We start from the raw sequence: 23,868 nt of genomic DNA on the forward strand, positions 1-23,868 counted from the left end.
CTCCCCCTCCCCCTCCCCCCTTCTCTTCCCGACCGTCCCTCCGCCCGTCAGGAGTTCGTACGATGCTGAACCGATTCGCCGTCGCCCCCAGCGGTTTCAAGGAGTCCCTGTCCGCGCAGTCCGCGGCGGAGGCCATCGCCGAGGGGGTACGCCGGGTGGTGCCGGAGGCCGAGATCGATCTCATCCCGCTGGTGGACGGCGGTGAGGGCACGGCCCGCGCGCTGGCCGCCGCCTCCGGCGGGCGGCTGGTACCGCTGCGGGCCACCGGGCCCACCGGTGACACCATCGGCACCCACTTCGCGCTCCTGGGCGACCGGGAGACCGCGGTGGTGGAGATGGCCGCGGTCGCCGGGCTCTCCCTGGTCCCGCGCGATCTGCGCGACCCGGGCGCGACCACCACCCAGGGCGTGGGCGAGCTGATCCGGGCGGCGCTGGACACCGGGGTCCGGCGGATCCTCGTCGGCTGCGGCGACTCGGGCACCTCCGACGGCGGCGCGGGCGCCCTCCAGGCACTCGGGGCACGGCTGCTGGACGCGGACGGCGAGGAGCTGCCGCGCGGCGGCCGGGAGCTGACCCGCATCGACCGGATCGACCCCACCGGACTCGACCCCCGGCTGGCGGAGACGGAGATCCGGGTGGCCTGCAACCCGTACAACGTCCTCTGCGGGGAGCGCGGGGTGGCCAGGGTCTTCGGTCCGCAGAAGGGCGCGACCCCGGCCCAGGTGGAGCAGCTCGCGGCCGGTATGGAGCGCTGGGCGGCCGTCCTCACCCGCGATCTGCGGGGGGACACGGACCTGGCCCATGGCCCCGGTACGGGTGCCTCCGGCGGTCTGGGCGCGGGGCTCGCGGCGCTCGGCGGCCGGCTGCTGCCCCGCTTCGACGTCCTGCTCGACCATCTCGACCTGGACGAGCGGCTGGCCCGCGCCGATCTGGTGGTCACCGCGGAGGGCGCCCTCGACCACCAGACCCCGCGCGGCAAGGTGCCCGCCGAGGTCGCCCGGCGGGCCAAGCTCTACGACCGTCAGGTCCTCGCCCTCGCCGGAACCCTCGGGGAGGGCGCCCACCAGGTGCGCTCGGTGGGGGTGGATGCCTATGGCTCCATCATGCCCGCCCCGGTCTCGCTGACGGAGGCGCTGGGGCGGGGCGGGGAGTTCCTCGCGGACGCGACCGAGCGCGCGCTGCGGATGATCCTCATCGGGACCCGGCTGCCGGAGAGCCGGCGGGAGGCTCAGCCGGTGGTGTCCGGGACGCAGCGGCCGTCCTCGGTGCGGTAGGTCCAGCGGGCGCCCTGGGTGACCAGTTCCCGGACCGCGTTCAGGAAACGCTCGATGTGCTCGTCGGGGGTGCCCGCGCCGAAGCTGACCCGGATGGCGTTGAGGGACTTCTCCCCGGGGGCGGCGTCGGGCGCCCCGCACTCGCCCGGGTCCTGCGGGTCGCTGCCGAGCAGGGTACGGACGAGGGGGTGGGCGCAGAAGAGGCCGTCGCGGACGCCGATGCCGTACTCGGCGGAGAGCGCGGCGGCGAAGTGGGAGCTGTTCCACCCCTCCACCACGAAGGAGATCACGCCGACCCGGGGGGCGTCGTCGCCGAACAGCGACAACACCCTGACCTGGGGGACCTCGGCGAGGCCCGCACGGACCGCCGCCACCAGGGACTGCTCACGGGCGACCAGCGAGTCGAAGCCCGCCTCGGTGAGGGCCTTGCAGGCGGCGGCGATGGAGTACACGCCGATGACATTCGGCGAACCGGCCTCATGGCGGGCGGCGGTGGTGTGCCACTCCACCTCCACCCCGCCGTCGGGGCGGCGGGCGACCGTACGGGAGGCGCCACCGCCCGCGAGATAGGGGTCGGCGCTCCGGAGCCAGTCCGCGCGGCCCGCGAGCACCCCCGAGCCGAAGGGCGCGTACAGCTTGTGCCCGGAGAAGGCGACCCAGTCCACGTCCAGCTCCCGCACGGAGACGGGGTGGTGGGGGGCGAGCTGGGCGGCGTCCAGCACGATCCGGGCGCCATGGGCATGGGCGGCGGCGGCCAGCTCCTTCACCGGCCACAGCTCACCGGTCACATTGGACGCGCCCGTCACGCAGACCAGCGCGGGCCCGTAGGGGTCGCGGTCGGCGAGCGCCCGCTCCAGGATGGTCACGGCCTCCTGGGGGGTACGGGGGGCGCTGAGATAGGTGACCCGGGCGTCCCGGCCGCCGGTCCCCGCCCACGGCAGCAGCGAGGCGTGGTGCTCGGTCTCGAAGACGAAGACCTGGCAGCCGGAGGGCAGCACGGAGGCCAGCAGATTCAGCGAGTCGGTGGTGGAGCGGGTGAAGACCACCTGGTCGTCATCGCGGCAGTCCAGGAACTCCGCGACGGTGGTACGGCTGTTCTCGAAGAGGTCCGTGGAGAGCTGCGAGAGGTAGCCGGCGCCCCGGTGGACACTGCCGTAGTACGGGGCGTACGCGGCCACGTCGTCCCAGACCCGCTGGAGGGCGGGGGCGCTGGCGGCGTAGTCGAGCGCCGCGTAGGTGACCTCGCCGCCGGTGACCAGCGGGACGGTGACATCGCGTCCGAGGACGGGGAGCGGGGTGTGCACGGCGGTGGCGGTGGCGGTGTTCGGGCATGCGGACATGACGGTGTCTCCCGGCGGGGCGTGGCGGAATGGCTTCGTTGACCCGTACGGGGGTGCGACGGGGCGCACACGGGGGTACGTACGGGGATCGCCTCGGGATCTCTCCCCGCGGGCGCGTCGATGGCGCGGCGGGGGCCGAGGGTGTGCGGAAGAAGGGGCGCTTCGCCCTAACGCATTCGCTTGCTCACGAGACTGCTCCCTCGGGACCAGGACCCCAGGGTTCGCAGGGGTCCGCGCTTGCCGCGGACCTCGCTGCCCACGGCCTGGTCTTCACCCGGGGCACCCCGCCACGGACGGAGGGTTGCCGGACAGCGGGCCGGGGCCGTAGTCGCTGTCGCTCATGACCTGCCGAGACCGTATGCCAGTCGATCACCCGCTGGCAACCCCGTCCCGCATCCCGGACGACCTGGCCTCCGGCCCGGCCCTCGGCCAACCTCACGGCCCCCGTGACACTCGGCCGGCCCCGGCCCCGGAGCGAAGAGGCCGGCCTCTTCATTCCGCCGCGACGGCGAGCAACCACACACCACCGGCCCGGCGGTGCCCAGCACACACCGGCCCACGGCCCCTCGGGCCCCCGTCGGGGCCAGCCCCGAACCCCGCTCCTCAAACTCCCCCAGACTCCGTCCGGGAGGTGCCCCCGGAGGGGCTGGATTTACCGAGCCCTCGTCCGCGACCTGCCCCCAGGGGCTGAATTTTGAGGTCTCCGCCCGGGAGATGGCCCCACCGGGGCCGGATTTACTGCCCCCTCCCGGAGCGAAGAGGCCGGCTTCTTCATCCCGCCGCGACGGCGAGCAACCACACACCACCGGCCCGGCGGTGCCCAGCACACACCGGCCCATGGGCCACCTCGGGCTCCGGTCGGGGCCAGCCCCGAACCCCGCTCCTCAATCTCCCCCAGACTCCGTCCGGGAGGTGCCCCCAGAGAGGCTGAATTTTGAGGCCCCGGCGAGGTCGGGGCCGGCAAGCCCGTCACCAGGCTCGGGACACAGAACCGGACCGGAGGTCACGCGTGGGAGGCGGTGATCCAGCGGGTGAGGGCGGAGTTCGCCGCGCCCGAGTCGAGGGAGTCGGCGGCGCGGGCGATGCCCGCGGCGATCTGGTCGGTCAGCGGGGCGTCGGTCGGCTCCAGCGCCACCAGCGCGGCGGCCGAGTTCAGCAGGACCGCGTCCCGTACCGGACCCGTCTCCCCCGCCAGCAGCCGGCGGGCCACCTCGGCGTTGTAGGAGGCGTCCGCGCCGCGCAGGGACTCCACCGGGACCAGGGGGATGCCGACCTCGCGCGGGTCGAAGGTCTCCTCGCGGACCGAGCCGTCGCGGACGACCCAGACCCGGGAGGTCGCCGTCGTGGTCAGCTCGTCCAGCCCGTCGTCGCCCCGGAAGACCAGCGCCGAGGAGCCGCGCTCGGCGAGGACCCCCGCGAGGATGGGGGCCATCCGGGCGTCGGCGACCCCGGTGGCCTGCGCCCGTACCCGCGCCGGGTTGGTCAGCGGGCCCAGGAAGTTGAAGGTGGTCCGGATGCCCAGCTCCTTGCGCGCCGCGGCCACATGCCGCAGCGCCGGGTGGAACTTCACCGCGAAGCAGAAGGTGATCCCCGCCTCCTGGGCGACCTCCGCGACACGCTGGGGCGTCAGCTCCAGATTGACGCCCAGCTTCTCCAGCACATCGGAGGCGCCGGAGGCGCTGGACGCCGCCCGGTTGCCGTGCTTGACGACCTTCGCCCCGGTGCCGGCGACCACGATCGCGGACATGGTGGAGATATTGACGGTCTTGGCGCCGTCGCCCCCCGTACCCACGATGTCGACACTGGGCCCCGCCACCTCGATCAGATGGGCGTGCGCGTACATGGTGCGCACCAGGCCGGAGATCTCCGCCACCGTCTCGCCCTTGGCCCGCAGCGCCACCGCGAACCCGGCGATCTGGGCGTCGGTGGCCTCACCGCTGAGGATGCGGTCCATCGCCCACGCGGTGGCGTCCGCGCTCTGGTCGTGGTTGTCGAGCAGCGAGTTCAGCACGCGGGGCCAGGAGAGGTCCGCCACGCTGTCGCCGCCAACCGGGGTCACAACGTTCATGGTCCGCTCCAGGGTCCATCAGCGAATGAAAAAGTGCCCTCCCACCCTATTCCAGCCGGGAGAACGGCGAAGAGCCCCGTCCAGGCAGTGGACGGGGCTCCCGCTGTGGCGATCGTGAACGATCAGATCAGGTGATCAGTGGTGGCCGTGGCCACTCGCGATCTCCTTGTACTCCTCGGCCGTCGGCTTGGGAATCTGGTTCCCCTCGCCGTAGAAGCCCTGGCTCAGCTTGGCCTGGGTCTTCTTGGTCAGCGAGACCTTGCGGCGGACGCCGTTCCCGTCGACCTCCGGGCCGGTCTCCAGCGGCGCGTACTGCTCGTGCGAGGTCAGCGTGTACAGCTCGCCCTGGGTCAGCGGCTCGTGCACCTCGATGAACTCACCGTGCGGCAGGCGCTTGATGATGCCGGACTCGCGTCCGTGCAGCACCTTGTCCTTGTCCCGGCGCTGGAGGCCGAGGCAGATCCGCTTGGTGAGGATGAACGCGAGGACCGGTCCGGCGAAGAAGAAGATCCGGACGAACCAGGTGATCGCGTTGATCGACAGGTTGAAGTGGGTGGCGACGATGTCGTTGCCACCACCGATCAGCATGATGAAGTACGCGACCAGCCAGGCCACACCGAAGGCGGTACGGGTCGGGGCGTTGCGCGGGCGGTCCAGGATGTGGTGCTCGCGCTTGTCGCCGGTGACCCAGGACTCCAGGAACGGCCAGACCGCGATGGCACCGAGCATCAGCGGGAAGATCACCAGCGGGATGAACACACCCAGGGCGAGTGTGTGACCCCAGAAGTTGATCTCCCAGCCGGGCATCACCCGGATCAGACCCTCGGCGAAGCCCATGTACCAGTCGGGCTGGGCGCCGGTGGAGACCTGATCGACCCGGTAGGGGCCGATGGCCCAGATCGGGTTGAGCGTGGCGACGGCGGCGACCACCGCGATGATGCCGAAGACCAGGAAGAAGAAGCCACCCGCCTTGGCCATGTAGACCGGCATCAGCGGCATGCCGACGACGTTCTTCTCGGTACGGCCGGGGCCCGCGTACTGCGTGTGCTTGTGGTAGATGACCAGGATCAGATGGCCCACCAGCAGCGCCAGCATGATGCCGGGCAGCAGCAGGATGTGGATCGAGTAGAACCGTCCCACGAAGTCGTGGCCGGGGAACTCGCCGCCGAACAGGAACATCGAGATGTACGTACCGACGATCGGCACGGACAGGATCGCGCCCTGCATGAAGCGGACACCGGTGCCGGAGATCAGGTCGTCCGGGAGCGAGTAACCGGTGAAGCCGGTGAACATGCCCAGGATCAGCAGCAGGAAGCCGAAGAGCCAGTTGACCTCGCGCGGCTTGCGGAACGCGCCGGTGAAGAAGACGCGCATCATGTGGACCATCATCGCGGCGACGAAGATCAGCGCGGCCCAGTGGTGGATCTGGCGGATGAGCAGACCACCGCGGACGTCGAAGCTGATCTCCATCGTCGAGGCGAACGCCTCCGACACACGGACGCCCTGGAGCGGGACATAGCTGCCGTGGTAGGTGATCTCCGTCATCGACGGGTTGAAGAACAGCGTCAGATACACACCCGTGAGGATGATGATGATGAAGCTGTAGAGGCAGATCTCACCCAGCATGAAGGACCAGTGGTCCGGGAAGATCTTCCGCATGTTGGCCTTGGCCAGGGAGTAGATCCCCAGCCGGCCGTCCGCCCAGTCGGCGACCCGCTCACCGGCGGGTGCTTTGCGCTCCTCGCGCTTGGGCTCGTTGGTCTTCGTGGTGGTACTCATCCGCGCTCCCAGAAGGACGCACCGACCGGCTCGGCGAAGTCGCCGAGGGCTTCGAGGTTGCCCTGGTCGTTCACACCGATCCGCAGCTGCGGCAGGGGGTGACCGGCCGGGCCGAAGATGACGCGGGCCCCGTCGGAAAGGTCGAAGGTGGACTGATGACACGGGCAGAGCACGTGGTGGGTCTGCTGCTCGTAGAGGCTGATCGGGCAGCCGACGTGGGTGCAGACCTTGGAGAAGGCGACGATACCCTCGTGCGACCACTCCAGCTCGCGCTTGTCCTTGATGTCGTCCGGCTGAATGCGGACGAGCATCAGGGCGGCCTTGCCGATCTCGATCTGGAAGTTGTGGTCGTCCTCCTTGAGCCCCTCGGGCATCGCGAAGACGAGGGAGCCCACCGTGATGTCCTCGGGACGCAGCGGCTCATGCGTGTTCATGTTGATGAGCTGCTTGCCCTTGGCCCAGAGCGTCTTCCGCAGCTTCTTCTCCGGCAGCGGACCGAGGTCGCGCAGCAGGACCACACCGGTCAGCGGCACCAGGGCCAGCGCACCGAACATGGTGTTGCGGATCAGCTTGCGGCGGCCCATGCCGGACTCGGCGGCACCCTGCCGGAAGTCGGCCATGACCTGCGCCTTGACCTCGGGCGATGCCTCGATCGGGTGACGCTCGTCGGCGATCTCCTCATCGGACATCAGGGTACGGGCCCAGTGGACCGCGCCCGCGCCGATGAAGAAGAGGGCCAGGCCGAGGGTCCAGCCGAGCGAGAAGTTCAGCGCGCTCACCCGGCCGAAGGGCCAGATGTAGACGAGCTTGTCGACCGGGAAGATCACGAAGCAGGCGATGAAGGCCACGGTGGACAGCATCGACAGCGTGAACAGCAGGGCCACCGCGCGCTCGGACCGCTTGGCGGCGCGCTCGTCGATGTCCTGGATGCGCGGCTTGTGGGCCGGCAGTCCCGGGTCGTGGAACGGATCGTCGTCCACACGCTGGGCCACGGCGGTGCCGCCGTGCCCGACCGCGCCGTGCGCGGCTGCCTCTGCGGGCAGGTTCTCTTCTGGAATGTCTTGGCTACTCATGACTTCTTGGCCTTAGCGGTGTGGGCCGCGACCCAGACGGCGGCGGCGATCAGCGCACCGAGCCCGAAGACCCAGGCGAACAGGCCCTCGGAGACCGGCCCGAGGCCGCCCAGGGTGAGACCACCCGGGCTGGAAGCGACCTTCGGGTCGTTCATGGCCTCGACGTACGCGATGATGTCCCGCTTCTCCTGCTCGGGCATGACGCCGTCGGGGAAGGAGGGCATGTTCTGCGGGCCGGTCTGCATGGCCTCGTAGAGGTGCTTGGCGCTGACGCCCTCCAGCGTGGGGGCGTACTTGCCGTTGGTCAGCGCGCCTCCCTTGCCGGTCATGTTGTGGCACTGGGCGCAGTTGGTACGGAAGAGCTCGCCGCCATTGCCCACATCGGCGCCGGTGGGGCTGTACTGCTTCTCGGTGGGGGTGATCGGACCGGCGCCCAGCGAGGCGACGTACGCCGCGAGCTGGTCGATCTCCGCCTGGGTGTAGATGTTCTTCTTCTTCGGCACCTGGGCGCCGGGCTGCTGGGCCGGCATACGGCCGGTACCGACCTGGAAGTCGACTGCGGCCGACCCGACACCCACCAGGGGGGGACCGTCGGTGGTGCCCTCACCGTCGGTTCCATGGCAGCTCGCGCAGCCAACGGTGTAGAGCTTCTTGCCTTCCTCGATGGCGAGGGACTGGGAGGTTTGCTCGGCCTGTGCCGTGTCCGCGGGCGCGAACGCGGCGTACAGCCCCCCGGTGGCCGCCAGCGCGAGGAGTAGGACGACGACCGCCGCCAACGGATGGCGTCGTCGTGCGGAGAGCTTTTTCACGGATTACCCCGGTGTCAGGATTTTCTGCGTCGATGCTTGCTGGACTGTGTCTGCTCGGGCCTCGGGGACCCGCACCCGTTACTTGATCAGGTAGATGGTGGCGAAGAGGCCGATCCAGACGACATCGACGAAGTGCCAGTAGTAGGACACGACGATGGCGGCGGTTGCCTGCTCATGGGTGAATCTCCGGGCCGCGTAGGTCCGGCCCAGGACCAGCAGGAAGGCGATGAGACCGCCCGTCACATGCAGTCCGTGGAAGCCGGTGGTCAGGTAGAACACCGAGCCGTAGGGGTCCGACGAGAGGGAGATCCCGTGCTGGACCAGCTCGGTGTACTCGTAGACCTGACCGCCGACGAAGACCGCTCCCATGATGAACGTCACGATGAACCAGGTGCGGAGCTTCTTCACGTCACCGCGCTCGGCGGCGAAAACGCCGAGCTGACAGGTGAGCGAGGAGAGCACCAGGATCGTGGTGTTCGTCATCGAGAACGGGAAGTTCAGAAGGTCGGCCTTCGAGGCCCAGAACTCGGCACCCGTAACCGAGCGCAGAGTGAAGTACATCGCGAAGAGGGCCGCGAAGAACATCAGCTCGGAACTCAACCAGATGATGGTTCCGACGCTGACGAGGTTCGGCCGATTGACCGACGGGTGCGCGTGCCCGGTTTCTACTGTCGTTGCTGTCGCCACGACCGACATTATGTCGGTCGCTTATCCCGCCCTCACTCCGGGGGGTGCCGTTCGGTGTGTCCATGGGCGCCGGGCTGCCCGAACGGCCCATCGGGCGAGTGTCCGAACGGCTGTTTACCGGCAGGGGGAGCGAGTACCATCCGGCCCATCGGTACCTGATCCCCCAGGGGGTCCCCGGGGGTCCTATGACGCGGAGGAACCATGCAGCCGACCGCCACCGTGCTGGTCTACAGCGATGACGCCAACACCCGCGAGCAGGTACGACTGGCGGCGGGGCGCAGGCCGGCCGCCGATGTCCCCCCGGTCGCGTTCATCGAGTGCGCCACCCTGCCCGCGGTGCTGAAGGCGCTGGACGAGGGCGGGATCGATGTGTGCGTGCTGGACGGCGAGACCACGCCGGCGGGCGGCATGGGGGTCTGCCGGCAGATCAAGGACGAGATCTTCCGGTGTCCGCCGGTGCTGCTGCTGATCGGCCGCCCCCAGGACGCCTGGCTGGCCACCTGGAGCCGCGCCGAGGCCGCTGTGACGCTCCCGGTGGACCCGGTGGAGTTCGCGGACGCGCTGGCCTCCCTGCTGCGCCAGCGGCAGGCCATAGGGGCCTGAGCGGCCCCCAGGGGCCCTCGGCGCACCCGGACCGGGGTTCTGCCGGTCCGGGCGGGCTCGGGGCCCGGAGACGGGGACGTGGCCGTACGGGGCCCCGGGTACGCGAGGGCCCGGCCCCGCGGGGGTCAGATGCGGGGACGCAGCCGTGCGGCGTCGGCGGGGTCGCTGCCGTCCCGGACGCCGGAGACCAGGGCGCTGCCCTCGCGCCACTCGTCCCAGTCCAGGTTCCAGTCGCCGTAGCCGTTCCCGAACGGGTCCATCTCGTCGCCCACGCTGTTGACGACCTGGACGATGTCGCCCTCCTTGAAGGTCTCGTAGAACCACGCGGCGTTGGAGGTGGACATGCCCGTGCAGCCATGGCTGACATTGGCGATACCGTGGGAGCCCAGGGACCAGGGCGCGGCATGGACGTACTCGCCGCTCCAGGTGACCCGGGTGGCGTAGTAGACCGGCAGGTCGTACGCCTCGGAGCCGCCGATGCCGACGCTGGAGCCGCGCATCCGGACGAAGTACTCCTTGCCGAGCACCACCTTGATGCCGTTACGGGTGGAGAAGCCGGGCTTGCCGGTGGTGATGGGGATGTTGGTGAGTTCCTCGCCGTTCTGGAAGACCGTCATGTAGTGCGACGAGGCGTCGGTGATGGCCTCCATGCGGTCCCCGATAGTGATCTTCACCCCTTTTGAGGTACCGCCGTAGAGCTGGTTGGAGATCTTGACGCCCTTCATGTTGTTCACGATCCGGACCTTGGCCCCGGCGGGCCAGTACTCCTTGGGCCGGTAGTGCAGGGCGTCGTCGTTCAGCCAGTGCCAGGCGCCCTCCACCGACGGGGTGGACTCCACCTTCAGGGCACGCTCGACCACGGCCCGTCCGGCGCGGTCGGGCACCGGGTGGCTCAATTCGGCCACCAGGGGCTGGCCCACGCCGAAGGTGCCCTCCTCCGGGAGGAACGCGATCTTGAGGAGTCGCTTCGCCGGTGAGGTGGCGAAGGTGTGCACCCGGGTGCCCGGGGCGCCGTCCTTGCTCTCGGTGGTGACCTTGGCGGAGTAGCGGGCGCCCGCCGAGAGGGCCCCGGTGGAGCGCCAGCGGCTGCCGTCGGCCGCGAGTTCCCCGGCGAGGTGGTGTCCCGCGTGGTCGACCACGGTCACATCGGTGATCCGGGCCTTCTCGCCCCGGGCGGTGACCTCGAACGGTTTGTCGGGGTTGGCCTTGGCACCGCCCCGGGGGGTGTTGAAGGCGATGTGTTCCGCGGCGTCGAAGGGCTTGCCCGCCAGCGGGTGGGGTCCTTCGTCCTTCGCCCCGCACGCGGTGATGACCGCGCCCAGCGCGAGCAGCAGCACGGTACAGCGGAGCACGGCGCCGAGGTGCGGCTTCTGGTTCATGGACCCCACCGTAGGGAGGGGGTCCGTACCTCGCTCGCCGAGCGCGTACGAACGGTGGACCCGGGCGCGCAAACGGCGGACCCGGGCCCCCTCGAATCGAGGGGGCCCGGGTCCGGACTCCGTGGGGGTGCGCCGGCGCCATCAGCACGCCGGTGCTACCGCGGGGTCACTGGTTCTGGTTCTCACCGCGGTAGTACTCGAACACCCAGCCGAAGATACCGATGAGGATGATCGGGGCGGAGAAGTACATCAGCCACCAGCCGACGGCCACGGCGAGGAACGCGAGCGCGCTGCCGAAGGCCAGCGAGAGCGGCTGCCAGCTGTGCGGGGCGAAGAACCCCAGCTCACCGGCCTCGTCAGCGACATCGGCCTCGGTGTTGTCCTGCGCCATGTCGTCCACGCGCCGGGCCGTGAAGGCCAGGTAGTAGCCGACCATGACACAGAGGCCGAAGGCCATGAAGAGCGCGGTGGTACCGGCCGGCTCCTTCGACCAGACACCGTAGAGGATGGCCACGGCGAGGACGAAGACGCTCAGCCACAGGAACATCTTTCCCTGGATCTTCACTTCGCGGCCTCCTTCCCAGCGGTCAGGGCCTTGTCGACCTCACCACGGTTTTCGAGCTGGTCGACAACCGCGATCTCCGGGTGGTGGAGGTCGAAGGCCGGGGATTCGGAACGGATACGCGGCAGCGTGAGGAAGTTGTGCCGCGGCGGCGGGCAGGACGTCGCCCATTCGAGCGAACGGCCATAGCCCCACGGGTCGTCCACCTCGATCTTCTTTCCGTACTTCGCCGTCTTCCAGACGTTGTAGAAGAACGGGAGGACCGAGGCGCCCAGAACGAACGAGGCGATGGTGGAGATGGTGTTCAGCGCGGTGAATCCATCGGCGGCGAGATAGTCCGCGTAACGACGCGGCATTCCCTCCGCGCCCAGCCAGTGCTGGACGAGGAATGTGCCGTGGAATCCGAAGAACAGCGTCCAGAAGGTGATCTTGCCCAGACGCTCGTCCAGCATCTTGCCCGTGAACTTCGGCCACCAGAAATGGAAACCGGCGAACATCGCGAAGACCACGGTGCCGAAGACGACGTAGTGGAAGTGCGCGACGACGAAGTACGAGTCCGAGACATGGAAGTCCAGCGGCGGCGAGGCCAGGATGACACCGGTCAGACCACCGAAGGTGAAGGTGATCAGGAAGCCGATGGTCCAGAGCATCGGTGTCTCGAAGGACAGCGACCCCTTCCACATGGTGCCGATCCAGTTGAAGAACTTCACACCGGTCGGTACCGCGATCAGGAAGGTCATGAAGGAGAAGAACGGCAGCAGCACACCACCGGTGACATACATGTGGTGGGCCCACACGGTCACCGAGAGACCGGCGATGGCGATGGTCGCGCCCACCAGACCCATGTAGCCGAACATCGGCTTGCGGCTGAAGACCGGAATGATCTCCGAGACGATGCCGAAGAACGGCAGGGCGATGATGTACACCTCTGGATGGCCGAAGAACCAGAAGAGGTGCTGCCAGAGCAGGGCACCGCCATTGGCCGAGTCAAAGATGTGCGCACCGAACTTCCGATCCGCCTCCAGCGCGAAGAGCGCGGCGGCGAGCACCGGGAAGGCGAGCAGGACCAGCACACCGGTCAGCAGCACGTTCCAGGTGAAGATCGGCATACGGAACATCGTCATGCCCGGGGCGCGCATGCAGATGATCGTGGTGATGAAGTTGACCGAGCCGAGGATCGTGCCGAAGCCGGAGAGGGCCAGACCCATGATCCACATATCGGCGCCGACACCCGGCGAGCGGACCGCGTCCGACAGCGGGGAGTAGGCGAACCAGCCGAAGTCGGCCGCGCCCTGCGGGGTCAGGAAGCCCGCCACCGCGATGAGCGAGCCGAAGAGGTAGAGCCAGTAGGCGAACATGTTCAGCCGCGGGAACGCCACATCGGGCGCACCGATCTGCAGCGGCATGATCCAGTTCGCGAATCCGGCGAACAGCGGCGTCGCGAACATCAGCAGCATGATCGTGCCATGCATCGTGAACGCCTGGTTGAACTGCTCGTTCGACATGATCTGCGTGCCCGGACGGGCCAGCTCGGCGCGCATGAAGAGCGCCATCAGACCGCCGACACAGAAGAAGACGAACGAGGTGACCAGGTAGAGCGTACCGATGGTCTTGTGGTCGGTGGTGGTCAGCCACTTCACCACCACATTGCCCGGCTGCTTGCGCCGTACCGGCAGCTCGTTCTCGTATGAGTCGTCAGCTGCTGCGGCGGCACCCTGGGATTCGTTGAGGATGCTCACAGTTGCTTCTTCTCCGCGTCCTTGGCCGGGTCCGTCTGGGCGATGCCGGCGGGGATGTAACCGGTCTGCCCCTTCTCGGCCAGCTTCTTCAGATGCTCCTGGTAACGCTCCGGCGAGACGACCTTCACATTGAAGAGCATCCGGGAGTGGTCGACACCGCAGAGCTCGGCGCACTTGCCCATGAAGGTGCCCTCCTTGGTGGGAGTCACCTCGAAGGCGTTGGTGTGACCGGGGATCACGTCCTGCTTGAAGAGGAAGGGAACCACCCAGAAGGAGTGGATCACGTCACGGGAGGTCAGGATGAAGCGGACCTTCTCGCCCTTCGGCAGCACCAGGGTCGGGCCCGGGTTGCCGTTCTGCGGATTCCGGGTGCCGGGGATACCGGCGTCGTACACTCCACCCGCGTTCTCCGGCAGGGCCTTGAGGTACTTGTTCGGAATCGCGTTGAGGTTCTTGTCCTTCTTGGCGTCACCGGTGACGCCAGGGACGTCCTCGATGTAGTTGAAGCCCCAGCTCCACTGGTAGCCGACCACATTGATGGTGTGGGTGGGCTTCTTGGAGAGGGAGAGCAGCCGGGACTCGTCACGCGCGGTGAAGTAGAAGAACACCGAGACGATGATGAGCGGGACCACGGTGTACAGGGCCTCGATGGGCAGGTTGTACCGGGTCTGCGGGGGGACCTCCACCTTGGAGCGGGTACGCCGGTGGAAGAAGACACTCCACAGGATCAGACCCCACACCAGCACACCCGTGACGAGCGCTGCCGCCCACGAGCCCTGCCAGAGGGACAGAATGATCGGCGCTTCTTCCGTCACCGGCGTTGGCATACCGAGGCGGGGGAAGTCCTTGTAGGTGTATTCGCAGCCGGTGGCGGTCACCAGGATCAGGCCCGCAGTCAGCACCTGCGGCAGCTTCCGCCGCATCGGGCGCCGCGACGAGCGGTCGGAGCCGTTGGGACTCACGTAGCGCCTTCCCGAGAGTCTCGGCCCGCGCGACGGGCTGCGGCCGTCTCGCTGGTCGGTCGCCGGCCCTGACGCGGGCAGGGGGTTTGGATGTTTATGCGGACCAAACCCTACTGGACGCTATTTGGGGTCGCGCGGGGAGGGTGCCCAACGCGCCGTCCGACACCCCGAAGGGGTGGAATTCCGCTGGACAGAGCCGTGTTTTCGGGGGAATCGCCCGGCTGTGCGAGGTGGTGCCAGCGCCTCTGGAGCGGGGCCGGGCGGGGCCGGGCGGGCCGGTGGGGAAGGCGCCGTCTGACGCTGTCTCGGATGCCGGGGGTTACTTTGGCGGCGTGTCCTACTTCGATGCCGCATCCGCCGCCCCCCTGCATCCCGTGGCCCGGGAGGCCCTCCTCGCCGCCCTGGAGGAGGGGTGGGCCGACCCCGCCCGGCTCTATCGCGAGGGCCGGCGGGCCCGGCTGCTGCTGGACTCCGCCCGGGAGGCGGCGGCGGACGCGGTGGGCTGCCGCCCCGACGAGCTGGTCTTCACCTCCTCCGGGACCCGCGCCGTCCATCAGGGGGTACGGGGGGCGCGCGCCGGGCGGCGGCGGACCGGGCGCCGGGTGGTGGTCTCGGCGGTGGAGCACTCCTCCGTCCTGCACGCGGCGGGCGGTGGCGGGGTCGGGGCCGACTGGGACGCCGACGACGCGTCGGATGTCGCCGAGGTCCCGGTGGACCGGATGGGCCGGGTGGATCCGGCGGTCTTCCTCGCGGCGCTGACCGGGGACACCGCGCTGGCCGCGCTCCAGTCGGCCAATCATGAGGTGGGTACGGTGCAGCCGGTGGCCGAGGTCGCCGAGGGGTGCCGGGCGGCCGGGGTGCCGCTGCTGGTGGACGCCGCCCAGTCGCTGGGGTGGGGGCGGGTGCCCGGGGAGTGGTCGCTGCTGACGGCGAGCGCCCACAAGTGGGGCGGGCCCGCCGGGACGGGGCTGCTGGTGGTGCGGAAGGGCACCCGTTTCGCCCCGCAGGACCCGGCGGACGAGCGGGAGTCGGGCCGCTCCCCCGGCTTTGAGAACCTTCCGGCGATCGTGGCGGCGGCGGCCTCGCTGCGGGCGGTGCGCGCGGAGGCGGCCGGGGAGGCGGAGCGGCTGGGCGCCCTGGTGGAGCGGATCCGCAGCCGGGTGCCCGAGCTGGTCCCGGACACCGAGGTGGTGGGTGACCCGGTCCACCGGCTGCCGCATCTCGTCACCTTCTCCTGTCTCTATGTCGACGGGGAGGCGCTGCTGCACGGTCTGGACCGGGAGGGGTTCTCGGTCTCGTCGGGCTCCTCCTGCACCTCGGGCACGCTGACGCCGAGCCATGTGCTGCACGCCATGGGGGTGCTGAGCGAGGGCAATGTGCGGGTGTCGCTCGCCCGGGGGACCACTGAGGGGGACGTGGAGCGGTTCCTCTCCGTGCTGCCCGGGGTGGTCTCCTCGGTACGGGAGCGGCTGGGCGCGCCGTCGGCCCCGTCCCCGGCGGCCCCGACCGCCGGGGAGCTGGTGGTGGACGCGCTGGGGAAGCGGTGTCCGATCCCGGTGATCGAGCTGGCCAAGGTGATCGGGCGGGTGCCGGTCGGCGGGACGGTGACGGTGCTCTCGGACGACGCGGCGGCCCGGCTGGACATCCCGGCGTGGTGCGGGATGCGGAACCAGGGGTATCTGGGCGAGGAGAAGCGGGAGCGGGGCAGCGCCTACCGGGTGCGGCGTCTGGGGTGACAGGCGTACGGGGGTACGGGGGTGTGCCCCGGGTACGCGTAAGGACCCGCACCCAGGGGGTGCGGGTCCTTACCCGCGCTCAGGGCGCGGCGCCCCGGGCTCGGTGCTCAGGGCTCAGGGCTCGGCGCTCGGTGCTCGGTGCTCGGTGCTCGGTGCTCAGACGAGGAAGCGCTGGACCTCGTCGCCCGCGTCCTGCCCGTACGCCTTGATGAAGCGCTCCATGAAGGGGGCCCGGCGCAGGGTGTACTCCTGGGTGCCCAGCGTCTCGATGACCAGGGTGGCCAGCATGCAGCCGACCTGGGCGGCACGCTCCAGGCCGACGCCCCAGGCGAGGGCGGAGAGGAAGCCCGCGCGGAAGGCGTCGCCGACACCGGTGGGGTCGACCTTGGCCTCCTCCTCCGGGCAGCCGATCTCGATGGGGGCCTCGCCGACCCGCTCGATCCGGGCGCCGCGGGCGCCGAGGGTGGTGACCCGGTGGCCGACCCGGGAGAGGATCTCCTCCTCGCTCCAGCCGGTCTTGGACTCGATGAGCCCCTTCTCGTACTCGTTGGAGAAGAGATAGGTGGCGCCGTCGAGCAGGATCCGGATCTCCTCGCCGCTCATCCGGGCGATCTGCTGGGAGAAGTCGGCGGCGAAGGGGATGCTCCGGGAGCGGCACTCCTCCGTGTGGCGGAGCATCGCCTCCGGGTCGTCGGCGCCGATGAGGACCAGGTCGAGCCCGCCGACACGGTCGGCGACCGACTGGAGTTCGATCAGCCGGGCCTCGCTCATGGCGCCGGTGTAGAAGGAGCCGATCTGGTTGTGATCGGTGTCGGTGGTGCACACGAAGCGCGCGGTGTGCAGCACCTCGGAGATCCTGACGGAACCGGTGTCCACGCCGTGGCGGTCGAGCCAGGCGCGGTATTCCTCGAAGTCGGACCCGGCGGCCCCGACGAGGACCGGGCGGGCGCCGAGCTGGCCCATACCGAAACAGATATTGGCGGCGACCCCACCGCGGCGGACATCGAGCGTGTCCACCAGGAAGGACAGCGACACGGTGTGCAGCTGGTCGGCGACCAGCTGGTCCGCGAAGCGGCCGGGGAAGGTCATGAGGTGGTCGGTTGCGATGGAGCCGGTGACTGCGATGCGCACGGCGGTGACTGCTCCTGGGGAGGCGGGAAAGGACACCTCACGCTACCGGTTCCGGCGGATTGAGGCAGGTATATGAAACTACCTGATAGTAGGTCTTTTTTACCGTACTCCTCTGTGCGTACGGTGCGAGCATGGACAGTCGCGGCTCTTCCCTCCCGCCCCATCGGCACCTTCCGCGAACGCCCGGGGGTGCGGTCCCGCCCGCGCCGGGAGGGTCCGCCGACTCCCTGGCGGGGCTGCGGCGCGACTGCGCCCGGATGGCCCCGCACTGGGTGGTGCCCGCCGGGCCCCTCGCCCCCCGGGTGCCGCCGTCCCGGATCCGCGGGGTGACGGTACCGGCCGCCTCCGCCCGGCTGCTCGGCGCCCTGCCCGAGTACGGGGGCTGAAGCCGGGACCCCGTCGCGGAACCGTCCGGGCCGCCGTTCCGTCCCATCGATGCCCACGCGTCGCGGGGGCGGGAGGGAAGGAGCGTTGCGGTGAGCAGCAGCAGCGAAAGGGATCGGGACGGGCGCCGGCCGGACGGCCGTCGGCGTGCGCCGCTCATCGCCTCGGTGGTGGCGGTGGTCCTGGTCGCGAGTGGCGCCGGGACCTATATCGCGGCGGCCGACCGGGGCGGCGGGGAGCGGGACCGCTCCCATGACACGGCGGCGGAGTCGGTGGGGATGCGGCAGGGCTCCACGCCCGGTCCGCTGCTGTCGACCCCGCTGCCCCCGACCGGCGGGGTGGCCCCGGGTGAGCCCGCCCCTTCGGGCGGCACGGTCTACCGCGCGGTCGGTGAACTGCCCGAGGGGCCGGGGCACGCCGCTCCGTACCGCCCGTCGGGCCGGGTATCGGCGGACGGGGTGACCCGGCTGGCGCGGGCGCTCGGGATGGCGGGTGTCACGGCCCGGTCGGCCGGACCGGAGTGGGTGGCCGGCGGCGGCGGGGACGGTGCCCAGCCGGTGCTGCGGGTGGCGAAGGGGTCCACGGGAAGCTGGTCGTACCAGCCCTTCGGCGGCATGTCCGGCTCGGACTCCTGCGCCCGGGGCGAGGAGAAGTGCTCCCTCCCGGCCCAGCCGGGCCCGGGCTCCGCCCCCGACGGCGCCCCGGACGGCGGCGCGCCGGGTGAGCGGGCGGCGAAGGAGGCGGCCCGCCCGGTGCTGAAGGCGCTCGGTCAGCCGGGCGCGGCGCTCACCGCCACCGAGGTGGTCGGGGCGACCCGGGTGGTACGGGCGGAGCCGGTGGTCGGCGGGCTGCCCACCCATGGCTGGACGACGGAGCTGCGGATCGGTCCCGGCGGGACGGTCCTGGGCGGCACCGGGCACCTGGCCCCGCTGACCCGGGGCGAGGGGACGGAGGTGGTCCCGGCGGCCGAGGCGCTGAAGCGGCTGAACGCCCTCTCGCGGGTGATCGCGCCCTCCCTCTGCGGTGTCGATCTGCCGCTCCCCCTCGGCACGGTGGCCCGTACGGCGGGGAAGGCGGCGGGGAAGGCGTCACGGACGACGGCCGGCGCGGCCCTCCCGGCGGCGCCCGCGAAGATCCCGTGCGGGGTCTGCGCCACGGCGGTTCCGCTGGACGGCGGGCCCGGCCAGGAGACCGTCTGCACCAAGGGGAAGCCCCCGGCCGCGCCCCGGCCGGTGCCGGTGGTCTCGGCGGTGTTCGGGCTCTCGCTCCAGTACCCCGAGGGCGCGGCGGCCCTGGTGCCCGCCTGGCTCTTCCGGGCGGAGCCCGCCGCCGCGGGTGCCCTGCCGTACACGGTCGTCCAGCCCGCCGCTGCGGGGTGGAAGGCACCGCTGCCCTCCGCTCCGGACCCGGGCGGGCCGCCGAGCGATCTGCCCGCGCCGGACGGGCCGGGAGCCAAGGGGCCCGACGAGCCGGGAGCCAAGGGACCGGATCGGCCCGGCCCCGAGGAGCCGGGCGGCGCCGGACCGGGGCAGCTCCCCTCGTACACCGCCGACGGACCGAAGCTGACGGTGACCTTCTGGGGCGGGGTCTGCGGCACCCACCGGCTGAGTGTGCGGGAGGACACCGACCGGGTGGCGGTACGGATGACCGAGACCCCGCCGGAGAGCGGCGAGGTCTGTATCGGCCTGGCGAAGGAGATCCGGAAGTCGGTGACGCTGAAGCGCCCGCTCGGCGACCGGACGGTGGTGGACGCGGCCGGCGGAAAGGCGCTCACCCGGTCCTGATCCCGTGATCCCCGCCGGGATACGGCGAAGGCGGCGGTTCCCCCGAGGGGAGCCGCCGCCTTCGCCGTCCGCCGCCCCGGGCGGCGTGGACTCAGTTGAAGGAGTCGCCGCAGGCGCAGGAGCCCGAGGCGTTCGGGTTGTCGATGGTGAAGCCCTGCTTCTCGATGGTGTCCACGAAGTCGATGGAGGCACCGCCCAGGTAGGGGGCGCTCATCCGGTCGGTGACGACCTTGACCCCGCCGAAGTCCTTGACGACATCCCCGTCGAGCGAGCGCTCGTCGAAGAAGAGCTGGTAGCGCAGGCCCGAGCAGCCACCGGGCTGGACGGCGACGCGCAGCGCCAGGTCCTCCCGGCCCTCCTGGTCCAGCAGGGCCTTGACCTTGGCCGCGGCGGCGTCGGAGAGGAGGATGCCGTCGTTCGCGGTGGTGGTCTCGTCCGATACGGACATCTGCTTCATCACTCCCGGGATGGGTCTCCCCACCAGAGGCAGGGGAAGGTACGGAGACTGCTTGCCGACCAGTGCAACCGGTGTGGCCGCGGTTTCATTCCGGGCCGTGGCGTTCGTTCCCCTTCATGCTCGCACACCGTCCCCGGGGGCGGAGACGGGCGGGCGGGGGTGCGTCACATCGACGCTATGGCCATCGTCAAAGTGACGTGAAGCCGTTATCATAGATAACGTCAAATAGACGAAAAGGCTTTGCTGAAAGAGAAAGGGTGCGTGTGGTGACCACCGCCCAGCCCCGTACGGAGTCGCTTGACGTCCAGCCGACCCCGCTCGCCCTGCTGCTGCTCGGCCGTGAGGCCGACCCGAGGAGCGAGCGCGGAGTGGAGTGCCCCGGCGATCTGCCGTCTCCCTCCGACCCGGACCTGGTCGACCGCGCCCGCGCGGCGAAGGAGCGGCTGGGGGAGAAGGTCTTCATCCTCGGCCACCACTACCAGCGGGACGAGGTCATCCAGTTCGCCGATGTCACCGGCGACTCCTTCAAGCTGGCGCGGGACGCCGCCGCCCGCCCCGAGGCCGAGTACATCGTCTTCTGCGGTGTGCACTTCATGGCCGAGTCCGCGGACATCCTGACCACCGACGACCAGAAGGTCGTCCTGCCGGACCTCGCGGCGGGCTGCTCCATGGCCGACATGGCCACGGCCGAGCAGGTCGCGGAGTGCTGGGACGTCCTGACCGAGGCGGGCATAGCCGAGCGGGTCGTCCCCGTCTCGTACATGAACTCCTCCGCCGACATCAAGGCCTTCACCGGCAAGCACGGCGGCACCATCTGTACCTCCTCCAACGCCAAGCGGGCGCTGGACTGGGCCTTCGAGCAGGGCGAGCAGGTCCTCTTCCTCCCCGACCAGCACCTCGGCCGCAACACCGCCGTCCGTGACCTGGGGATGTCCCTGGACGACTGTGTGGTCTACAACCCGCACCGGCCGGGCGGCGGGCTCACCAAGGAGCAGCTGCGCGCGGCGAAGATGATCCTCTGGCGCGGCCACTGCTCCGTGCACGGCCGCTTCTCGCTGGACTCGGTGCGGGACGTCCGCGAGCGCATCCCCGGCGTCCAGGTGCTGGTGCACCCCGAGTGCAAGCACGAGGTCGTCGCCGCGGCCGACCAGGTGGGCTCCACCGAGTACATCATCAAGGCACTGGACGCGGCCCCCGCCGGATCCGCGTGGGCCATCGGCACCGAGCTGAACCTGGTCCGCCGGCTGGCCGCCGCCCACCCGGACAAGGAGATCGTCTTCCTCGACCGCACGGTCTGCTTCTGCTCCACGATGAACCGGATCGACCTGCCCCATCTGGTGTGGACCCTGGAGTCGCTGGCCGACGGCACCCTGGTCAACCGCATCCAGGTGGACCGGGAGACGGAGAGCTTCGCCAAGCTGGCGCTGGAGCGGATGCTCGCGCTGCCGTAGCGGGACCCGGGGCGGGACCCGCTACGGGGAGACCCGGGGCGGGAGCACCGCAGGGTGTCCGAAGTGAAGCCGAGGGGCGTCCCCGCTGTGGGGGCGCCCCCTCCAGGTGGGGATGTTGTGCCCGTTTTGACCGGTGCGCTCGCACTGCTCTGTGTGGTCGGTCCACTCTCGACCGACATGTATCTGCCCGCTTTCCCCGGGATGGCCCGGGAGCTGGGCACCGACGCGTCCGGGATCCAGCTGACCCTGACCGCCTTCCTGATCGGGATGACCCTGGGCCATCTGGTCTTCGGCCCGCTCTCCGACCGCTATGGCCGGCGGGGCCCTCTGCTGGCCGGTGCGGCGGTCTGCGCCCTCGCCACCGCCGGGTGCGCCCTCGCCCCCTCGCTGGAGTGGCTGGTGGCCGCGCGCTTCCTGGCCGGCTTCAGCGGCGCCGCCGGGGTGGTCATCAGCCGGGCGGTGGTCTCCGATGTCGCCGAGGGCGCGGCGGCGGCCCGGATGCTGGCGCTGCTGATGACCCTGAGCACCATCGCCCCGATCGTGGCACCGCTCGCGGGCGGCGCCATCATCGAACTCTCCGGCTGGCGTGCCGTCTTCTGGGTGCTGACGGCGGTCGCGGCGCTGGTCGCGGCGGCGGTGGTGGCCGGGATCCCGGAGAGCCTGCCCGAGGAACGCCGGATCACGGGCGGGTTCGGCGCCTTCGCCCGCTCGGTGCGCACCGTGGTCGCGGACCGCGCGTACACCGGCTGGACCCTGGCGTTCACCTTCGGCTTCGGCGCGCTCTTCTGCTACATCGCCGGCTCCCCGTTCCTGCTCCAGAATGTGCTCGGGCTGGGGGTGGGCATGTCGTCGGTCGCCTTCAGCGGCGGGGCGCTGATGGCGGGGGTCACCGGCGCGCTGAGCGCCCGGATCGTGACCCGTACCGGGCCGGAACGGCTGCTGCGGCTGGGCCTGTACGCGATGCTCGCCGGCTGCACGGCCCTGCTGCTGGCCACGGTGGCGGGGGTGCTGACGGTGGCGGTGTGTCTGCCGCTGCTCGCCGTGGTGACCGGCGGGATCGGGCTGGCCTTCGCCAACGCGGCGGCGCTCGCCATCGGCCGGGTGCCGCACGCGGCGGGCACTGGTTCGGCGCTGCTGGGCACGGCGCAGAGCGCGCTCGGCGCGGTGGTCGCCCCGCTGGTGGGGCTGGGCGGGGCGGACACCGCGCTGCCGCTCTTCGCCGGGATGACCCTGTGCACCGTCCTGGCCGTCGGATCCGCCCGCTGGGCGCTGCGCGCGGCCGGGACCGGCACCGGGAGCGCGGGAAGCCGGGCGCCCGTCGCACCGGCCCCCTGAGGGTGGTTCAGCCCTGGTACCGGGTGCTCTCGAAGGAGAAGGCGGTGTTCCCGCTCACCCAGTGCAGGATGGTCTTCGCGTAGCGCAGCGTGTCGGGGTGCGGTTCCCCGGCCGCCAGGGCGCGGCACTCGGCGCGGATCCCCTCGATCGCCCGGTCGTGCATGCCGACGAGGACGGTGACGGCCTCGGCCACCGGGATGTCGTGGTGCCGGGCGAGCACGGTGACGAGGTTGTTCACCGCACGGGTGTCCGCCAGCTCCTTGGCGTACGAGTAGAGGTCGTTGTCCCAGCCCACGACGTGGGCGATCAGACGGCGCAGCCGTACGAGGGAGGGGTCGAGCCAGTCGGCGGCGGGCACCTCGTAGCCGCCCGCGAGGTCCAGCAGGTTCAGCACGGTGTGCACGGCGGAGCCGCTCTCCCGCAGGGCGAGGTAGTCGCCGAGTCCGGGTATCTCGCCGGTGGCCCGGTGGGACGCCTCCCACACCAGGGCGGCGAGGTAGTCGCGGACGGCGGCGCACCAGCGGTCGAGCTGGGCCGGGGTGCCGCTCTCCGCCACCCGCAGCCGTACGTCCCCCAGCGCCGTCGCGCACCGGCCGGCGTCCGGGACGGTCTGGTGGGGGTCGTCCAGGAGCCGGGTGAGCCGGCCGCACATCCGGGCCATGTCGGTGGTGCGGGCGCCGAAGTCGCCCTCGTCGCAGTAGCCGTCGTCCACCCCGTAGAGCACCAGGGACCAGTCGGCGCAGAGCCGCAGGCCCGCCCGGGTGGCCCCGGGGGCGGTGTAGCCGGTCAGCCAGCCGATGCGCTGCCGGTCGAGCCGTTCGGTGTGTTCGGGGCCCAGCAGCCCCGTCGCCTCGGACCAGGCGAGGGTCTCGCGGTGCACGGCGGCGGTCTCCGGGTGCAGCAGGACCGGGAACGGCTGGTCGAGGCGGGGGATCTCCGGCAGGGTCTGCCGCATCGTTTCTCCTCCACGGGGGTCCGGCGCCGGGGTCCGGCGCTCGGGGGCTGGAGCCGGGGTCCGGCGCTCGGGTCCGGCGCTCGGGGTCTGGCGGAGACCTGGCCCGAGGGGAGCGGAGACAAACGCGAGGGGCGTGCGCCGGAGTGCGCCCTGGCCGAACCCGGTCTGTCCTCCCGGGTGCGCCGCACTTCCGGAGGGGGCGCGTACGGTCGGCGGCCCGCGCAGCTCGCCCGGTCCGCGAGAAGAGCCGGCCGCCCGGCCCCGGTCGCGTCGCCGGACGGACTCCCGCGGTGGTGTGCTGTTCGGCGGATGGCCGGAGATGTCCCCCGGGGCCTCACATCCGACCCGCTGGTCGACGCC

20 protein-coding genes and 1 riboswitch are annotated in these 23,868 nt (G+C 70.9%); of the genes, 7 read left to right on the forward strand and 13 right to left on the reverse strand.

What is annotated here, in order from left to right; genetic code table 11:
- Positions 1–62: 62 nt before the first annotated feature.
- Positions 63–1,274, forward strand: coding sequence for a glycerate kinase family protein (locus ABT354_RS15155; RefSeq protein WP_351493573.1), 1,212 nt, complete (start codon positions 63–65; stop codon positions 1,272–1,274).
- Here the strand turns inward: ABT354_RS15155 and ABT354_RS15160 are convergent.
- From ABT354_RS15160 to ctaE, 6 genes are all read right to left on the reverse strand, one after another.
- Complete coding sequence (locus ABT354_RS15160; RefSeq protein WP_351493575.1) at positions 1,229–2,614, reverse strand: aminotransferase class V-fold PLP-dependent enzyme; 1,386 nt, start codon at positions 2,612–2,614, stop codon at positions 1,229–1,231. The genes ABT354_RS15155 and ABT354_RS15160 overlap by 46 nt on opposite strands.
- A gap of 228 nt (positions 2,615–2,842) precedes the next feature.
- Positions 2,843–2,960, reverse strand: a riboswitch (SAM riboswitch).
- Positions 2,961–3,617: 657 nt separating this feature from the next.
- A complete protein-coding gene (trpD, locus tag ABT354_RS15165) occupies positions 3,618–4,682 on the reverse strand; it encodes an anthranilate phosphoribosyltransferase (RefSeq protein ID WP_351493577.1) in 1,065 nt (354 codons plus the stop codon).
- Between the two features lie 135 nt (positions 4,683–4,817).
- A complete protein-coding gene (gene qcrB, locus ABT354_RS15170) occupies positions 4,818–6,461 on the reverse strand; it encodes a cytochrome bc1 complex cytochrome b subunit (protein ID WP_351493580.1) in 1,644 nt (547 codons plus the stop codon).
- Complete coding sequence (qcrA, locus tag ABT354_RS15175) at positions 6,458–7,534, reverse strand: cytochrome bc1 complex Rieske iron-sulfur subunit (RefSeq protein ID WP_351493582.1); 1,077 nt, start codon at positions 7,532–7,534, stop codon at positions 6,458–6,460. The genes qcrB and qcrA overlap by 4 nt, the downstream gene beginning before the upstream one ends.
- Positions 7,531–8,343: a cytochrome bc1 complex diheme cytochrome c subunit gene (gene qcrC, locus ABT354_RS15180; protein WP_351493584.1), complete on the reverse strand. Its 813-nt coding sequence runs from the start codon at positions 8,341–8,343 to the stop codon at positions 7,531–7,533. Before qcrC ends, qcrA begins: the two co-directional genes overlap by 4 nt.
- Positions 8,344–8,421: 78 nt before the next feature.
- Complete coding sequence (gene ctaE / locus ABT354_RS15185; RefSeq protein WP_351493586.1) at positions 8,422–9,039, reverse strand: aa3-type cytochrome oxidase subunit III; 618 nt, start codon at positions 9,037–9,039, stop codon at positions 8,422–8,424.
- Positions 9,040–9,231: 192 nt separating this feature from the next.
- Here ctaE and ABT354_RS15190 point away from each other — a divergent pair, with 192 nt between their 5' ends.
- Entirely contained in the window at positions 9,232–9,633 is a 402-nt protein-coding gene (locus ABT354_RS15190; RefSeq protein ID WP_351493588.1) for a DNA-binding transcriptional response regulator, read from the forward strand.
- Positions 9,634–9,758: 125 nt separating this feature from the next.
- On the opposite strand, the gene ABT354_RS15195 is transcribed toward ABT354_RS15190, so the two are convergent.
- The 4 genes from ABT354_RS15195 to ctaC form a co-directional block, all read right to left on the reverse strand.
- A complete protein-coding gene (locus tag ABT354_RS15195) occupies positions 9,759–11,012 on the reverse strand; it encodes a L,D-transpeptidase (protein ID WP_351493590.1) in 1,254 nt (417 codons plus the stop codon).
- 166 nt (positions 11,013–11,178) lie between these two features.
- Complete coding sequence (locus ABT354_RS15200; protein ID WP_351493592.1) at positions 11,179–11,577, reverse strand: cytochrome c oxidase subunit 4; 399 nt, start codon at positions 11,575–11,577, stop codon at positions 11,179–11,181.
- Positions 11,574–13,313 carry an aa3-type cytochrome oxidase subunit I gene (gene ctaD / locus ABT354_RS15205; protein WP_351493594.1) on the reverse strand — a complete coding sequence of 580 codons (1,740 nt, stop codon included), beginning with the start codon at positions 13,311–13,313 and terminating at the stop codon, positions 11,574–11,576. The genes ABT354_RS15200 and ctaD overlap by 4 nt, the downstream gene beginning before the upstream one ends.
- On the reverse strand, positions 13,310–14,275 hold the full coding sequence (gene ctaC, locus ABT354_RS15210; RefSeq protein ID WP_351493596.1) for an aa3-type cytochrome oxidase subunit II: 966 nt from the start codon (positions 14,273–14,275) through the stop codon (positions 13,310–13,312). The genes ctaD and ctaC overlap by 4 nt, the downstream gene beginning before the upstream one ends.
- A gap of 332 nt (positions 14,276–14,607) precedes the next feature.
- Here ctaC and ABT354_RS15215 point away from each other — a divergent pair, with 332 nt between their 5' ends.
- Complete coding sequence (locus ABT354_RS15215) at positions 14,608–16,011, forward strand: cysteine desulfurase/sulfurtransferase TusA family protein (protein ID WP_351493598.1); 1,404 nt, start codon at positions 14,608–14,610, stop codon at positions 16,009–16,011.
- Between the two features lie 156 nt (positions 16,012–16,167).
- On the opposite strand, the gene ABT354_RS15220 is transcribed toward ABT354_RS15215, so the two are convergent.
- A complete protein-coding gene (locus tag ABT354_RS15220) occupies positions 16,168–17,142 on the reverse strand; it encodes a carbohydrate kinase family protein (protein ID WP_351493600.1) in 975 nt (324 codons plus the stop codon).
- Between the two features lie 131 nt (positions 17,143–17,273).
- Between ABT354_RS15220 and ABT354_RS15225 the strand changes: the two genes are divergently transcribed.
- The gene (locus ABT354_RS15225) at positions 17,274–17,528 is read left to right on the forward strand and encodes a hypothetical protein (RefSeq protein ID WP_351493602.1); all 255 of its coding nucleotides are present in this window, start codon (positions 17,274–17,276) and stop codon (positions 17,526–17,528) included.
- 90 nt (positions 17,529–17,618) lie between these two features.
- A complete protein-coding gene (locus ABT354_RS15230; protein WP_351493605.1) occupies positions 17,619–19,310 on the forward strand; it encodes a hypothetical protein in 1,692 nt (563 codons plus the stop codon).
- A 91-nt stretch (positions 19,311–19,401) separates the two neighbouring features.
- On the opposite strand, the gene ABT354_RS15235 is transcribed toward ABT354_RS15230, so the two are convergent.
- A complete protein-coding gene (locus ABT354_RS15235; RefSeq protein ID WP_351493607.1) occupies positions 19,402–19,758 on the reverse strand; it encodes an iron-sulfur cluster assembly accessory protein in 357 nt (118 codons plus the stop codon).
- 266 nt (positions 19,759–20,024) lie between these two features.
- On the opposite strand from ABT354_RS15235, the gene nadA reads away from it, so the two are divergent.
- Positions 20,025–21,218, forward strand: coding sequence for a quinolinate synthase NadA (gene nadA / locus ABT354_RS15240; RefSeq protein ID WP_351493608.1), 1,194 nt, complete (start codon positions 20,025–20,027; stop codon positions 21,216–21,218).
- A 117-nt stretch (positions 21,219–21,335) separates the two neighbouring features.
- Positions 21,336–22,553: a multidrug effflux MFS transporter gene (locus ABT354_RS15245; protein ID WP_351493610.1), complete on the forward strand. Its 1,218-nt coding sequence runs from the start codon at positions 21,336–21,338 to the stop codon at positions 22,551–22,553.
- Positions 22,554–22,560: 7 nt separating this feature from the next.
- Here the strand turns inward: ABT354_RS15245 and ABT354_RS15250 are convergent, their stop codons facing one another.
- Positions 22,561–23,508, reverse strand: a complete 948-nt coding sequence (locus ABT354_RS15250) for a terpene synthase family protein (protein WP_351493612.1) — start codon at positions 23,506–23,508, stop codon at positions 22,561–22,563.
- Positions 23,509–23,868: the final 360 nt, after the last annotated feature.

The sequence above is a fragment of the Streptomyces sp. NPDC000594 genome (assembly GCF_040299965.1).
Lineage (GTDB): Bacteria > Actinomycetota > Actinomycetes > Streptomycetales > Streptomycetaceae > Streptomyces.

What these genes read in the sequence shown, in the direction of transcription:
- ABT354_RS15195 (WP_351493590.1), bottom strand. Translation starts at nt 11,012, where the DNA reads ATGAACCAGAAGCCGCACCTCGGCGCCGTGCTCCGCTGTACCGTGCTG.
- ctaE (WP_351493586.1), bottom strand. Translation starts at nt 9,039, where the DNA reads ATGTCGGTCGTGGCGACAGCAACGACAGTAGAAACCGGGCACGCGCAC.
- trpD (WP_351493577.1), bottom strand. Translation starts at nt 4,682, where the DNA reads ATGAACGTTGTGACCCCGGTTGGCGGCGACAGCGTGGCGGACCTCTCC.
- ABT354_RS15225 (WP_351493602.1), top strand. Translation starts at nt 17,274, where the DNA reads ATGGACAGTCGCGGCTCTTCCCTCCCGCCCCATCGGCACCTTCCGCGA.
- ABT354_RS15160 (WP_351493575.1), bottom strand. Translation starts at nt 2,614, where the DNA reads ATGTCCGCATGCCCGAACACCGCCACCGCCACCGCCGTGCACACCCCG.
- qcrB (WP_351493580.1), bottom strand. Translation starts at nt 6,461, where the DNA reads ATGAGTACCACCACGAAGACCAACGAGCCCAAGCGCGAGGAGCGCAAA.
- ABT354_RS15235 (WP_351493607.1), bottom strand. Translation starts at nt 19,758, where the DNA reads ATGTCCGTATCGGACGAGACCACCACCGCGAACGACGGCATCCTCCTC.
- ABT354_RS15155 (WP_351493573.1), top strand. Translation starts at nt 63, where the DNA reads ATGCTGAACCGATTCGCCGTCGCCCCCAGCGGTTTCAAGGAGTCCCTG.
- qcrA (WP_351493582.1), bottom strand. Translation starts at nt 7,534, where the DNA reads ATGAGTAGCCAAGACATTCCAGAAGAGAACCTGCCCGCAGAGGCAGCC.
- ABT354_RS15190 (WP_351493588.1), top strand. Translation starts at nt 9,232, where the DNA reads ATGCAGCCGACCGCCACCGTGCTGGTCTACAGCGATGACGCCAACACC.
- ABT354_RS15250 (WP_351493612.1), bottom strand. Translation starts at nt 23,508, where the DNA reads ATGCGGCAGACCCTGCCGGAGATCCCCCGCCTCGACCAGCCGTTCCCG.